The sequence below is a fragment of the Paraburkholderia pallida genome (genome assembly GCF_004524855.1).
Taxonomy (GTDB): Bacteria; Pseudomonadota; Gammaproteobacteria; order Burkholderiales; family Burkholderiaceae; genus Paraburkholderia; species Paraburkholderia oxyphila.
Genome location: NZ_CP038149.1, coordinates 955,017 through 967,625, shown reverse-complemented (window position 1 = coordinate 967,625; position 12,609 = coordinate 955,017). Strand labels below are relative to the sequence as shown.

At 65.0% G+C, this 12,609-nt stretch carries 12 protein-coding genes; 6 read left to right on the top strand and 6 right to left on the bottom strand.

Annotated features, from left to right (window positions below):
- The first annotated feature begins 232 nt into the window (after positions 1-232).
- From E1956_RS19580 to kdgD, 4 genes are all read left to right on the top strand, one after another.
- Positions 233-1,564: an MFS transporter gene (locus E1956_RS19580; protein ID WP_134752095.1), complete on the top strand. Its 1,332-nt coding sequence runs from the start codon at positions 233-235 to the stop codon at positions 1,562-1,564.
- A gap of 53 nt (positions 1,565-1,617) precedes the next feature.
- Positions 1,618-2,751 carry a lactonase family protein gene (locus E1956_RS19575; RefSeq protein WP_232071736.1) on the top strand — a complete coding sequence of 378 codons (1,134 nt, stop codon included), beginning with the start codon at positions 1,618-1,620 and terminating at the stop codon, positions 2,749-2,751.
- A gap of 51 nt (positions 2,752-2,802) precedes the next feature.
- Complete coding sequence (gene gudD / locus E1956_RS19570; RefSeq protein ID WP_134752093.1) at positions 2,803-4,176, top strand: glucarate dehydratase; 1,374 nt, start codon at positions 2,803-2,805, stop codon at positions 4,174-4,176.
- Between the two features lie 64 nt (positions 4,177-4,240).
- On the top strand, positions 4,241-5,158 hold the full coding sequence (gene kdgD, locus E1956_RS19565; protein WP_134752091.1) for a 5-dehydro-4-deoxyglucarate dehydratase: 918 nt from the start codon (positions 4,241-4,243) through the stop codon (positions 5,156-5,158).
- An 11-nt stretch (positions 5,159-5,169) separates the two neighbouring features.
- Here the strand turns inward: kdgD and E1956_RS19560 are convergent, their stop codons facing one another.
- A complete protein-coding gene (locus E1956_RS19560; protein ID WP_134752089.1) occupies positions 5,170-5,442 on the bottom strand; it encodes an H-NS family nucleoid-associated regulatory protein in 273 nt (90 codons plus the stop codon).
- 105 nt (positions 5,443-5,547) lie between these two features.
- Complete coding sequence (locus tag E1956_RS19555; RefSeq protein ID WP_134752087.1) at positions 5,548-6,243, bottom strand: cytochrome b/b6 domain-containing protein; 696 nt, start codon at positions 6,241-6,243, stop codon at positions 5,548-5,550.
- 171 nt (positions 6,244-6,414) lie between these two features.
- Here E1956_RS19555 and E1956_RS19550 point away from each other — a divergent pair, with 171 nt between their 5' ends.
- Positions 6,415-7,014: a TMEM175 family protein gene (locus tag E1956_RS19550; RefSeq protein ID WP_134752085.1), complete on the top strand. Its 600-nt coding sequence runs from the start codon at positions 6,415-6,417 to the stop codon at positions 7,012-7,014.
- Between the two features lie 66 nt (positions 7,015-7,080).
- Here E1956_RS19550 and E1956_RS19545 read toward each other — a convergent pair whose 3' ends face one another.
- Positions 7,081-7,689 (bottom strand): DUF4142 domain-containing protein, encoded by a 609-nt coding sequence (locus E1956_RS19545; protein ID WP_134752083.1) that lies wholly within the window; start codon positions 7,687-7,689, stop codon positions 7,081-7,083.
- 497 nt (positions 7,690-8,186) lie between these two features.
- On the opposite strand from E1956_RS19545, the gene E1956_RS19540 reads away from it, so the two are divergent.
- Positions 8,187-9,248 (top strand): diguanylate cyclase, encoded by a 1,062-nt coding sequence (locus E1956_RS19540; protein WP_232071734.1) that lies wholly within the window; start codon positions 8,187-8,189, stop codon positions 9,246-9,248.
- A 90-nt stretch (positions 9,249-9,338) separates the two neighbouring features.
- Here the strand turns inward: E1956_RS19540 and icmH are convergent, their stop codons facing one another.
- The 3 genes from icmH to tssJ form a co-directional block, all read right to left on the bottom strand.
- The gene (gene icmH, locus E1956_RS19535; RefSeq protein WP_134752081.1) at positions 9,339-10,133 is read right to left on the bottom strand and encodes a type IVB secretion system protein IcmH/DotU; all 795 of its coding nucleotides are present in this window, start codon (positions 10,131-10,133) and stop codon (positions 9,339-9,341) included.
- A complete protein-coding gene (tssK, locus tag E1956_RS19530; protein WP_134752080.1) occupies positions 10,130-11,476 on the bottom strand; it encodes a type VI secretion system baseplate subunit TssK in 1,347 nt (448 codons plus the stop codon). The genes icmH and tssK overlap by 4 nt, the downstream gene beginning before the upstream one ends.
- Before the next feature lie 151 nt (positions 11,477-11,627).
- A complete protein-coding gene (tssJ, locus tag E1956_RS19525) occupies positions 11,628-12,254 on the bottom strand; it encodes a type VI secretion system lipoprotein TssJ (RefSeq protein WP_134752078.1) in 627 nt (208 codons plus the stop codon).
- Positions 12,255-12,609: the final 355 nt, after the last annotated feature.

The following is a 12,609-nucleotide window of genomic DNA, read 5'->3' as shown; positions in this document are numbered from 1 at the left end:
CGATATATGTCATCGTACAACATAAGACGATCGCGAGACAATCCCGTCATGGCGTAAGGTGCCTTTAGGTCCATAATTTGCGGTGTTAAAGCGCTTTTGCCGGTCTATGAAAGGGTAAACACCATGTTGGAGTGATCGTACAACATCGCTAAAATGTCATCAGACAACGTACCACGATGCGTTTTGTCGATGCCGAGCCACCGGCCAGGGCGCCAAACTGGAGACAACCCCGATGTCCACTTCCGCCACCCGCTACGAAGACCTGCTGGATTCCGCCAGCGCCAAGGTCAAGCGGCACGTGTTGCCACTGTTCCTGATCATGTTCATCGCGAACTACATCGACCGCGTGAACGTCGGCTTCGTCGGCGCGCACATGAAGGCCGATATCGGTCTTTCGGCGGCGGCGTATGGCCTGGGCGCGGGGTTGTTCTTCGTCGGCTACGCGATCTTCGAGGTGCCGTCCAACATCCTGATGCAGAAGTTCGGTGCGCGCGCCTGGCTCACGCGCATCATGGGCACGTGGGGCATCGTCGCGGCGAGCATGGCCTTCGTGCACAACGACACCTCGTTCTACGTGCTGCGTTTCTTGCTCGGCATCGCGGAAGCGGGCTTCTTTCCCGGCGTCGTCTATTACTTCGCGCAGTGGCTGCCGCAGAAGGAGCGCGGCAAGGCCGTGGCGATCTTTCTCGCGGGCTCGGCGTTCGCCTCGGTGCTCTCCGGCCCGGTCACGGGCGCGCTGCTTTCGGTGCGCGGGCTGGGCCTCTCGGGCTGGCAGTGGATGTTCCTGATCGAAGGCGCGTTCTCCGTCGCGCTGTGCGGCGCGAGCTGGCTGATGCTGAAGTCGCGCATCCGCGACGCGCACTGGCTCTCCGCCGCCGAGCAGACCGCGCTCGAAACCTGCATGGCGAGCGAGCAGGCCGAGCGCGAGGCCGCAACGGGCGCGCACGTGCCGGTCATGCGGCTGTTGCGCGACCCGCAGATCGTGCTGTTCTGCTTCCTCTATTTCGCGATCCAGCTGACGATCTACGCGGCCACCTTCTGGCTGCCCACCATCATCCGCAAGATGGGCGGCCTCACCGACTTCCAGGTGGGCCTGTACAACACGATTCCGTGGATGATCGCCATCGTCGCGATGTACTGCTTCGCGCTGCTCTCGGCGAAATACCGTTTCCAACAGGCGTGGCTCGCCGTTGCGCTCGTGATTGCCGCGTGCGGCCTGTTTGCCTCGACTTCGGCGGACCCGGTGTTCTCGTTCGTCGCGATCTGCTTTTCGGCCATCGGCTTCAAGGCGGCTTCGTCGCTGTTCTGGCCGCTCCCGCAGGGCTATCTCGACACCCGCGTGGCCGCCGCCGTGATCGCGCTCATCAATTCGATTGGCAACCTGGGCGGCTTCTTTGCCCCGGCCACCTTCGGCTATTTGCAGCAGCACACGGGCTCGATCACGGGCGGACTCTACGGCCTTGGCGTGACGTCGCTGATCGCCGCCGCCGTCGCGTTCCTCGCGCGCAACACGCCTTCGCTCCGCGCCTTTGCCGAGGCGCCGGCGCACGGCAGCGCGCAGTGAACGCATACGAATTCATGCACGCGTACGCACAATAATTCAGGAGCCTATAGAACATGCACCAGCCGGCCCACGATCCCATGCACGAGCGCTACTTCGTCTATGTCTCGAACGCGCACGACGGCGAGATCGCCGTGCTCCATCTCGACGCCGCGCGCGGCACCCTCACGCCGCACGCGCGCGTGAGCGCCGACGAAGCCGTGATGCCGCTGGCGCTTGCGCCGGACCGGCGCCGTCTCTATGCGGCCACGCGCGGCGAACGCAAGCAGATCCTCGTGTATGCAATCGATCCGCGCAGCGGTGCACTCGTGCTCGAGACCCGCACGCCGATCGAATCGAGCCTCGCGTATCTCTGCGCCGAGGCGGGCGGCCACTTTCTGCTGGGCGCGTCGTATGGCGAGCATCGGCTGAGCCTTTATCGCGTCGATGAGGTCGAGCACGGCCGCGGCGTGCCCGTGCAAGTCGTCGACGGCATCGAGCATGCGCACTGCGTCATCGTCTCCGACGACGGCCGCTACGCCTATGTCTCGTCGCTCGGCAGCGACCGGGTATTTTGTTTCGCACTGGACGAGACGGACGGATTGCGCGCCATCGGCACGGTGGATCTGGAGAAGGGCTTCGGCCCGCGCCATCTGCGCTTTTCGCCGCAAGGCGACGTGCTCTACGTCCTGAGCGAATTCCGCGCAACGGTGGCCGCATTCGCGCGCGACGCCGCCACGGGTCAACTGACGCCTCTTGGCGTTTCGCCGCGCGCCAACGAACTCGCGCATCTGAACGATGGCTTCGCGCGCCCGAACGCTACGCATCCGGTGCAGCCCGATCCGGCGGTGCTCGCCAGGCTCGTCTGGGCCGCCGACATCCATGGCTCGCCCGATGGCCGCTTCGTCTACGCCTCGGAGCGCACCTCGAGCCGGCTGCTGACGCTGCGCGTCGCGCAGGACGGCACGCTCGAACCGGTGAGCTCGGTCGAGACCGAAACGCAGCCGCGTGGCTTTCGCCTCGACCCGAGCGGGCGCTTCCTCGTCGCGTGCGGAGAGAAGTCGCCGCACGTCTCGCTCTATCGCGTCGATGCGCAAAGCGGCGCGCTCGCGCTCGCGGCGCGCTGCGCGGGCGGGCAGGGCGCGAACTGGGTCGAAATCGTCGCCGCGCAAGATGGCGCGGATGCAGTGGATGCTCATCAGGCATCCTGATTATCGGAATCGTCAGGCGCAGTGCGCCGCATTTATTGAGGTCATGCTTCCATGTCTACACAGAACGTCCAGCCGAACGGCAAGCCGAATGTCACGTCGAGCGCCACGCCGGTCGTGACCGAACTGCGCGTCGTGCCCGTTGCGGGCCGCGACAGCATGCTGATGAATCTCTCCGGCGCGCACGGCCCGTTCTTCACGCGCAACGTCGTGCTGCTGCGTGACAGCGCGGGCAACACGGGTGTGGGCGAAGTGCCGGGCGGCGAGTCGATCCGCAAGACGCTCGACGATGCGCGTGCGTTCGTGGTCGGCCAGTCGATCGGCAATCTGCAAGCGGTGCTCAACACGGTGCGCAAGCAGTTCGCCGATCGCGACGCAGGCGGCCGCGGCCTGCAGACCTTCGACCTGCGCACGACGATCCACGCCGTGACCGCGCTCGAGGCCGCGCTGCTCGACCTGCTCGGCCAGCATCTGAACGTGCCTGTTGCGGCACTGCTGGGCGAAGGGCAGCAGCGCAGCGAAGTGGAGATGCTCGGCTATCTGTTCTTCATCGGCGACCGCAACAAGACGGATTTGCCGTACGCGAGCGGCGCCGATGGTCGCGACGACTGGGAGCGCCTGCGCACCGAAGCCGCGATGACGCCCGAAGCCGTCGTGCGTCTGGCCGAGGCCGCGCAACAGCGCTACGGCTTCAACGACTTCAAGCTCAAGGGCGGGGTGCTGGCGGGCGAGGCGGAAATGGAGGCCGTCACGGCGCTGGCCGAGCGCTTCCCGCAGGCGCGCGTGACGCTAGACCCCAACGGTGCGTGGTCGCTCGCTGAAGCGATCCGCCTGTGTCGCGACAAGCACGACGTGCTCGCCTACGCGGAAGACCCCTGCGGCGCGGAAAACGGCTACTCGGGCCGCGAAGTGATGGCCGAGTTCCGCCGCGCGACGGGCCTGCCCACGGCCACCAACATGATCGCCACCGACTGGCGTCAGATGGGCCACGCGATCCAGTTGCAATCGGTGGACATTCCGCTCGCGGACCCGCACTTCTGGACCATGCAGGGCTCGGTGCGCGTCGCGCAGATATGCAACGACTGGGGCCTCACGTGGGGTTCGCATTCGAACAACCACTTCGACATCTCGCTCGCGATGTTCACGCACGTGGCCGCCGCGGCGCCCGGAAAGATCACCGCGATCGACACGCACTGGATCTGGCAGGACGGCCAGCGCCTCACGCGCGAGCCGCTGCAGATCATGGGCGGCAAGGTGCAGGTGCCGCACAAGCCGGGCCTCGGCATCGAGATCGACCTGGAAGAACTGGAGAAGGCGCACGCGCTCTATCAGCAGCACGGCCTGGGCGCTCGCGACGACGCGATCGCCATGCAATACCTCATTCCCAACTGGAAGTTCGACAACAAGCGCCCGTGCCTCGTGCGCTGAGCGCAGCTCGAACGCCACGCCATCGACTGAACACCTTTACCGACTTCATCACAGGATCAAGACCATGACCACGCCGCAAGAGCTCAAGCAAATCGTTTCCGAGGGCCTGCTTTCGTTCCCCGTCACCGATTTCGATGCAGAGGGCAACTTCCGCGCCGACACCTACGCCGAGCGCCTCGAATGGCTTGCTCCTTACGGCGCGAGCGCGCTGTTCGCGGCGGGCGGCACCGGCGAATTCTTCTCGCTCACGAAAAGCGAGTACTCCCAGGTGATCAAGACCGCGACGGAAACCTGCAAGGGCAAGGTGCCGATTCTCGCGGGCGCGGGCGGCGCGACGCGCGTGGCGATCGAGTACGCGCAGGAAGCGGAGCGCAACGGCGCGCAAGGCATTCTGCTGATGCCGCATTACCTCACGGAAGCCTCGCAGGAAGGCATTGCGGCGCACGTCGAGCAGGTCTGCAAGGCCGTGCCGAAGATGGGCGTGATCGTCTACAATCGCGCGAATTCGAAACTCAGCGCCGACATGCTCGAACAGCTGGCGGACCGCTGCGAGAACCTCATCGGCTTCAAGGATGGCGTGGGCGACATCGAAGCCATGGTGACGATCCGCCGGCGTTTGGGCGAGCGCTTCTCGTACCTCGGCGGCCTGCCCACGGCGGAAGTCTATGCGGCGGCCTACAAGGCGCTGGGCGTGCCTGTGTACTCGTCGGCGGTGTTCAACTTCATTCCGAAGACGGCGATGGACTTTTACCGCGCGATTGCCGCGGACGATCACGCCACCGTCGGCAAGCTCATCGACGAGTTCTTCCTGCCGTATCTGCAGATCCGCAATCGCCGCGCCGGCTACGCGGTGAGCATCGTGAAGGCGGGCGCGAAGCTCGTGGGCCGCGACGCGGGCCCGGTGCGCGCGCCGCTCACCGACCTCGACGAAGAGGAAATCGCGCAGCTCGACGCGCTCATCAAGAAGCTGGGTGCGCAGTAAATCCGCGCGGATCAGTGCCCGGCAGCGTCGCCGAACAGATCGAAGTTTGCCTGATCGGCGGCCGACGCCGCGGCGCTGTCTTGCGCGTCCTTGGGCCTGCGCTGCGCGCCCCGCGTGCCTTTTTGCTGGCGCGGCTTGCCGAACAGGTCTTCCGCCGTGAAGCCGAATTCGGCGATGGCGGCACGGGCGGCCGCGAGCGCGTCTTGAGCCGCCTCGGCGCGCAACGCTTCGATGCGCGCGTCCAGCGCGCGTTTTTCGGCGAGCAATTCGAGGTAGGTAGCCATCTGCTGTCTGGTCGGTTGGGGTGGTGGGAGCGGTAGATTTTACGTCAAGCGCCGTGCGCCGTGCGTGACACGGCGGTCAACATTGTGGCGAACTGGCGCCCACGCTCACAGATACGCGGAAAGGAGCGCTGTCACGAGCGCGGATAAAGCCAGCAGCAGCGCCGCGAGCCAGAGCGACGCGCGCCGCGGCGCGCGCACGGCCGCGGGCAGGCGCTTGGCGCCCGTCACCATCGGGCCGAGCAGATTGTGGCCCTTGAGGAGCGCATAGACCGCGATCGCGCACACGTGCAGCACGACGGCGCCGGCCAGCAGGTCCCATCCCCAGGCGTGGATGGCCATGATCGCGTTCGCGACGGCGGCCGGGACGATCTCGGAGAGCGGGCCTTCGTCGGCGATATCGTTGTTGTCGTAGAGGCCGGAGAGCGTCTCGACGAGCAGCAGTGCGAGCAGAAACAGCACCATCCAGCCGCCCGCCGCGTTGTGGCCAACCTGCACGTCGGGCTCGCGCCGCGCCAGACCGCGCAAATGCCGCCACGCCGCAGCGGGCGTCGCGATGAAGCGCGTGAAGCGCGCGGTTTCGCTGCCGAAGCAGCCCCACAGCAAACGGAACAGCACGAGCGCGAGCAGCGTCTCGCCCGCGCGCACGTGCAACTGCATCCAGTTCATCCGCTGCGAGACATAGGCGAGCGCCACGAGCATCACGGCGAGCCAGTGGAAGAGCCTTACGGGCAGATCCCAGACACGCACGCGGCGCGTGAGCGCGGCGGTGGGCGAGGGCGAGGCGTCCGGTCCGGTATCCATGGCATTCCTCTGTATTGCGGCGAGCGTAGGGAGCGAGCGTGTTGGCGCGGCTTTGATTGCACTGTAACGCGGCTGTGCGCAGCGCGCTCGTGCTCGTGCCCGGCATGGCGTCGGTGGGCGCTTTCGGCCATACTGGCGCCAGTTTTACCCGACCCGCGAACAACCAGGCCGATGAACAAGAACCGACTCGAAGCGTTCAGCGATGGCGTGCTCGCCATCATCATCACCATCATGGTGCTGGAACTCAAGGTGCCGCACGGCGAAGATATCGCGGCGCTCCTGCCGTTGTGGCCCACGGTGCTCAGCTACATTCTGAGCTTCGTGTATGTCGGCATCTACTGGAACAACCACCATCACATGCTGCACGCTTCCAGCAGCGTGAACGGCACCGTGCTGTGGGCGAACCTGCATCTGCTGTTCTGGCTCTCGCTGCTGCCGTTCAGCACGGGATGGATGGGGGAGAACCACTTCGGGCGCTGGCCTACCGTGCTCTACGGCCTGAATCTGCTGCTCTGCGCGGTCGCCTACGTCGCGTTGCAAGGCACGCTGGTGCGCCATCACGGCACGCAAAGCGCGCTCGCGCGGGCGCTGGGCCACGACATGAAGGGCAAGGCTTCGGTGGTGGGGTACGTGCTGGGGATGGGGCTGGCGGCGGCCGGGTGGCCGCATATCGGCGCGCTATTCTTCGTGGCGGTGGCGCTGCTGTGGCTCGTGCCGGACCGCCGTATGGAACGGCTCGTGACGGCCGCGCACGAGCATCCGCAAGAGTGAATCAAGCGGGCGCGCTCCCTCTGTGACAGGGAGATCGCGCCCGCTTCCGTCTGCGCTGTCGACAGATTAGCTGGCCATATGCTTGCGCTGCGCCAGTTCCTTCGCCTTGGCGATGTCCGCCTGGATCACCGGCAGGCCTTCGCTCGCGGCCTTCTTCAGACCCGCATCGCGGCCCGAGGCGATTTCCGCCTGGAAGGCTGAAAGCGTCTTTTGCTGGCCAGCCAGCGCCACCTGCTCGATATAGGCCTTGTCGAAATCGGCGCCACGCAGATTCTTGATGCCGTCGAGCGTGGCCGTGTCCGGGTCGTTGCGCGGCACGTCCACGCCGCGCGGGCTCGCGGCGCGCATCGAGTTCGAGAGCTTCGTGTAGTCGGCGACGATCTGCTCCGCGAAAGCCTTCACTTCGCGGTCGGAAGAGCGCGAATCGGCAATGCGCGCGGCGTCGCGTTGCGTGGCGACGGTCTGCGTGCCGTCTGCGATGAAGCTCTTGTCGGCTTCATGCAGCTTGTCTGCGGCACCGGCGGCGGGCGCGTTGGTCGTGGCGGCCGTGGTCGCATTGGCGGTGGCGGCGTTGGTGCCGGCAGGCGCCGCGGTCTGGGCGTGAGCGCCCAGCGAGAGCACGAGAAGGCCGGCGGCGGATGCAGTGGCAAGCGAAGCAAGCGAGAGGCGGGACATACGAACTCCTTTCTACGTGATTTATCGATTGCACAAACGAGGCCCTGGCGGGATGCGGTACGCATGGACTGCGCGGGCTTCGTTTGAGACCGCTGTGCGAGCGCGCCGCGCAACGGTCTGATGAATTCTAGGAAGGCTCGGCGCGGATAGGTGAAACCATGGCGTCGCTTCTGTAACGGTTGGTAAGAACGCTGGGCAGCGCAAGAGAACCGCTCGCGATTCATCGCGATGTCATCGGCATCGTGCAAGACGGGCGGCGCCGCTCGATCTGCGCATATGCACTCTCCACCCACACGCGCCGCAACCGTGCATATGCGCAGATCGAGCGGCGCTGTTCATCGATTGGCGTGCGTCGAGGGCGTTGCGGCACATCCGCAGCGATACGCCACGCCATTGCGCCTGGCAGATGGCACAATGGTCCCATTCGTTCACTGCTGATTTCACGTATTCGTCACTTCGATCCCGTATAGAGCAGCGGGACGCGCGAGACCCACAGGATGGCATCCAGCACGGACCCGATGACCGGCAAGGGCAAACGTTTCGTCGAGCGCATCTGGCGCTTGCGCATGGCGGGCCTCGGGCTCGGGTTCTTCTGCGTGGCTTCGGTGTTCGTGCAGCAGGGGCGCGGCACGCTGCTCTGGGCACTGCTCGTATTCCATGGCTTCATCTGGCCACACGTGGCACGCCGTGCCGCGCATGCGTGGGCCGTGCCGTATCGCGGCGAGCGCGTCAATCTGATGGTCGACTCGGCACTGGGCGGCCTGTGGGTGGTCGCGATGCGCTTCAACCTGCTGCCGAGCGTGCTGATCCTCGCGATGCTCAGCATGGACAACATCGCGGCGGGCGGCGCCAGGCTCTTCATGCGCGGCGTCGCCGCGCATCTCGTGGGATTCGCGCTCGGACTGCTGGTGCTCGGTTTTGCGTTCGAACCGGACACGCGCATGCCGACGATGCTCGCGTGCCTGCCGTTCCTCATCGTCTATCCGCTTGCGCTCGGCTGGAGCACGTATCGCACTTCGAAGAAGCTGGCCGAGCAGACGCGCACGCTCGAACGCCTGAGCCGCATCGACGGTCTCACAGGCCTGCTCAATCGCCGCCACTGGGAAGACCTGCTCGCCGAAGAATTCGAGCGGTGCCGTTCGGCGCACTATGCGTCGTCGCTGCTGCTCATCGATCTCGATCACTTCAAGAGCGTCAACGACACGCGCGGCCACCCGGCCGGCGACGCGGTGCTGCAGGCCTTCGCGGCGCTGCTGCGCGAGCACTTTCGGGTGGGCGACAGCATCGGGCGTTACGGCGGCGAGGAGTTCGGCATCGTGTTGCCGGGCGCGACGCTGGCTGAGGCGCGCGCGGTGGCCGAGCGCTTTGCGGCGTCGGTGCGCATGAAGGCGCAGGAGGCGGGCACGGCGTGTCCATGCACGGTAAGCATCGGCGTCGCGCAATGCGACGAGACGATGCCCGATTACGCCGCATGGCTCAAGCAAGCGGACGCGAGTCTTTATCGCGCGAAGGTGGCGGGCCGCGACCGCGTGGTGGCGGTGCACGGCGATGCGGCTTGAACGCGAGCGCTCGCGTGTAGGTTCAAGCCTGAATGCGAAGACCCAACCGACGAAACGCGCCAGCCTTGCAGGCATGGCGCATCCGGATCATCAGGGCAGTGAGATCGTGAGATTGGCCGATTGCGGCCCGAGCTTGACGATGTTCGTATAAGGCGCGAGCGTGCGCACGGTGCTGTCACGCAGCCAGGTGTTGAGGCCCAGCCACGCGAGTATGCCGACCAGCGCGAACACGGCGCCGATGGTCCAGAGCGGCACTTCGCGCTTGAGGCGGTGCGCGACGAGATCGGGCAGCGGCCAGTGCGGCGCGAACGCCGCGCGCTTGCCCTTCATGTGAGCGATTTCGTCGCCGATGCGCGCCGTGAGATACGCGAGCTTCTCGGGCCCCTCGAGCATGTACTTGCCCTGGAAGCCCAGCAGCAGACACATGTGAAAGACCTCGAGCGACTGCAGGCGCGCCGCGCCCTGCGCACGGCATTCCTCCAGATACTGGAAGAACTTCTCGCCGGCGAGCTGCTCGCCGAACAGCGTGAGCTGCAACGGCCGGCGCTCCCAGTCCGAGCGGATCTTGAACTTCGAGGAGAGCACCGACTCGTCGATGGCCGCGCAGAACGCGAATTTCGCGGCATAAACGTCTTCCGCCGCGATATTGAGCTTCTTCGCGCCGCGCTCGAAATCGCCGAGAAACTGCTGCACGCGCGCGCCGAATTCCGTCGCGTCGCCGGGCTCGCGGCCGTTCTTCAACAGGAACAGCATGAAGAAACCGTCGTATAGCAAGTCGAGCAGCGAGCGGACCTGGTACGCGGGCTCGCTTGCCGGCATGGCCGGCGTGGGCGACGCGGAAGGCGGCGGTGTCACGCCGCCGAACAGGGAAGGCGCGTTCGTCATGACGTCACCGCGATGAGTTCGAGTTTGAGATCGTTGATGCCCGAGGGCGTATAGACCATGGCCGACTGCGCCTGGATCATGCGGTCATAGAGCGCGCTGCGCGACTCCAGCGCGAAGTAGCACGCGCCCGGGCGTACCGGAATGGCCGGCGGCACCTGCGGCGTGTAGACGAGGCGCACGCCGGGCATGGCGGAGAGCACGAGCTTGTCGACGTCGTCGGGGGCGCCCACTTTGAAACGCGCGGGCACGGCTTCGACCAGATCGACCGCGGGCATGTCGGCGGAAACGGCCAGATAGAACGTGGTCTTCTCGTCGATCTTGCCGGAATCGAGGCGCCCGATATGGAACGACGCCCGCACTTCCTCGAGCGCGATCGCGAAGTACTGCGTGGAGATCACGGTCTCGAGCAGATCGCGCAGGATGGTGTCGAGGCGCGCGAAGCCGGGGCCCGGTTCGTCGTGGCGATAGCCGGGCAGGTCGGCGAGCGTATGGTTCTTCGAGAACGTGAGCAACTGGCCGGCGAGGCGCAACAGCTCCTGGAAGAGCCGCTCGGGATGCAGCGCCGCGTGCTGGTACAGATGCGCGAGCGTCGCGAACGCGCCGCTCGCCGTATGCAGCAGCCAGAACGAGGCGATGTCACCCGAACGGAATTCGATGATGTTCTTGGTGGGCTCGCGATGGAAGCCGTAGAGCGCGTTGACCTTGGCCTGCAAGGCATCGATCAGCCGGCGCAGACGCTGATGCAGGAGCGGCGACGCCTCGATCGCGAGACAGGGCGGCACGAAGCTCTCGTCGGCCTCGAAGCCCGAGGACGCCGTGCGCCGCACGCGCAGCACCGGCACCGCGAGCAGCTGATCGCGCGGCTCGGTGTGCGCGACGAGCTTCACATTGCTCTTGAGGAACGTGACGTCGGCCAGCGCGGCGTCCGTATAGTGGTCGGACACGCTGGCCTGATCGCTGACATAGCGCGCGACGAAGCCGGCGTCGCGATCGCTCGAGTAGTTCGAGCCGTTTTCGCGTACCTGATGCAGCGCAAGATAGAACGTGAATTCGTTGATGCCTTCGGGCAGCGCATCGAGCGCGACGGACAGCGGCAGGCTGTCGGCCTGCGGCGCGGAGTACAGCGTGCCGTCGGGAAACACGAGCGAGAGCTCGTTCAGGCGCAGGATGTTGCTGCCGAGCGAATCGTGATCGACGCGGATCGAGCGCACCCCCCAGTTATATGGCTGGATGGCCTGGATCGACTCGAAGAGCCGCGCTTCGTGATAGGCGTCTTGCCGCTGGAAGTGCTGAGGCCTGAGAAAGAGGCCTTCCCCCCATAGCACTTTCGAGGAATAGCTCATGTTGATTCAGCGTTATGCGTCGATCGGGCCTGCGCATGCCGATGGACTGGATTGGTTAAAGTGGTTCGCTTCTATCACGGTTCAATTGCAGCGCTATTGCAGCAGCATTCCCGTTGCTTCTGGCCCGCTTTAAATCGTCGCGCGCGGCGATTTATCCACAAGTTACCGACGAGAGCAGATTGAGCGCTTGCGCCGACTGCCCCGCACCGGACGGAATTACCGTGCCGCTCGTAACGGTCATGGCACAGTTGTGCAGGCCGACCATTATGCCGGATTTCTCCGATTTCGCCGGGTCAAATGCGAACTTCCAACGCTCCATTGCCGGGTCCCGGAAGAGCGCGACGATCCCGAACGCCTGCGCTTCGCGCGAGACCTTCTCCGTCGCGTTATAGCGCTGCCCAGGGATCAGTGTGATTTCACGCACGCTCAGCAAGTCGGCGCCCAGCGTGGTTTTTTCTTTCGCGGGATCGGTAAAGGTATCAAAAGGCGCCTGCTCGAACGAAGTCGGGTCTTTCAGCGTGTAGAGGCGCACTACTAAAGCGAGCGGCTTGTTGTCGTTGGCCGCGTTCAGGTTGCGCGCCGCATAGAGCGTGACACCCAGATCGCGCGGCGGCTTCTGGCTGTCCGGCACGTCGGGCTTGCCGATGCCCGCGAACTGCAGAGCGGCCGAGGCCGCGCTCCCAATCGCGGGCACTGCCGCCGCACAGCCACCCAGCAAGGCGGCAGCGGCACACAGTGCAACCGCATTCGATGCGAATTGAATAATGCGCGCAGTCATTTTTATCGCGGGCGCTCGGACCCGTGCTCTCCAGCTACGTTAATATGTCTTGGCTCGGGTAATGCGAGGCGCATTGCGCAGGCATTAACCGTCCCCGTGGTGCGTTCATTTATTTAATGAAACAGGAAATTTTTCCTTCTCGCGCCGCTGCTTTCAATGATCCTGTCGGTATTTCTTCCTTGGTCCGCTCGCCATTTATCCGCGGATGCAGTGCTTTAGCCCGCACGCTATTTCTGGCGCTTTTAAAACAAGGTTAAGTCATCTTGAAATTAAGAAAATTGGCCTGTACTATACGGCGCGCTGGGGGATAAGTAAAACTCCTGTCTCTGAATTAAAAAATTAACCGGTCTAACGG

Excerpts from the sequence above, each read along its gene's own strand:
- E1956_RS19580 (WP_134752095.1), top strand. The coding sequence starts at position 233 with ATGTCCACTTCCGCCACCCGCTACGAAGACCTGCTGGATTCCGCCAGC.
- kdgD (WP_134752091.1), top strand. The coding sequence starts at position 4,241 with ATGACCACGCCGCAAGAGCTCAAGCAAATCGTTTCCGAGGGCCTGCTT.
- E1956_RS19540 (WP_232071734.1), top strand. The coding sequence starts at position 8,187 with ATGGCATCCAGCACGGACCCGATGACCGGCAAGGGCAAACGTTTCGTC.
- gudD (WP_134752093.1), top strand. The coding sequence starts at position 2,803 with ATGTCTACACAGAACGTCCAGCCGAACGGCAAGCCGAATGTCACGTCG.
- E1956_RS19545 (WP_134752083.1), bottom strand. The coding sequence starts at position 7,689 with ATGTCCCGCCTCTCGCTTGCTTCGCTTGCCACTGCATCCGCCGCCGGC.
- tssJ (WP_134752078.1), bottom strand. The coding sequence starts at position 12,254 with ATGACTGCGCGCATTATTCAATTCGCATCGAATGCGGTTGCACTGTGT.
- E1956_RS19555 (WP_134752087.1), bottom strand. The coding sequence starts at position 6,243 with ATGGATACCGGACCGGACGCCTCGCCCTCGCCCACCGCCGCGCTCACG.
- E1956_RS19575 (WP_232071736.1), top strand. The coding sequence starts at position 1,618 with ATGCACCAGCCGGCCCACGATCCCATGCACGAGCGCTACTTCGTCTAT.
- tssK (WP_134752080.1), bottom strand. The coding sequence starts at position 11,476 with ATGAGCTATTCCTCGAAAGTGCTATGGGGGGAAGGCCTCTTTCTCAGG.
- E1956_RS19560 (WP_134752089.1), bottom strand. The coding sequence starts at position 5,442 with ATGGCTACCTACCTCGAATTGCTCGCCGAAAAACGCGCGCTGGACGCG.
- icmH (WP_134752081.1), bottom strand. The coding sequence starts at position 10,133 with ATGACGAACGCGCCTTCCCTGTTCGGCGGCGTGACACCGCCGCCTTCC.
- E1956_RS19550 (WP_134752085.1), top strand. The coding sequence starts at position 6,415 with ATGAACAAGAACCGACTCGAAGCGTTCAGCGATGGCGTGCTCGCCATC.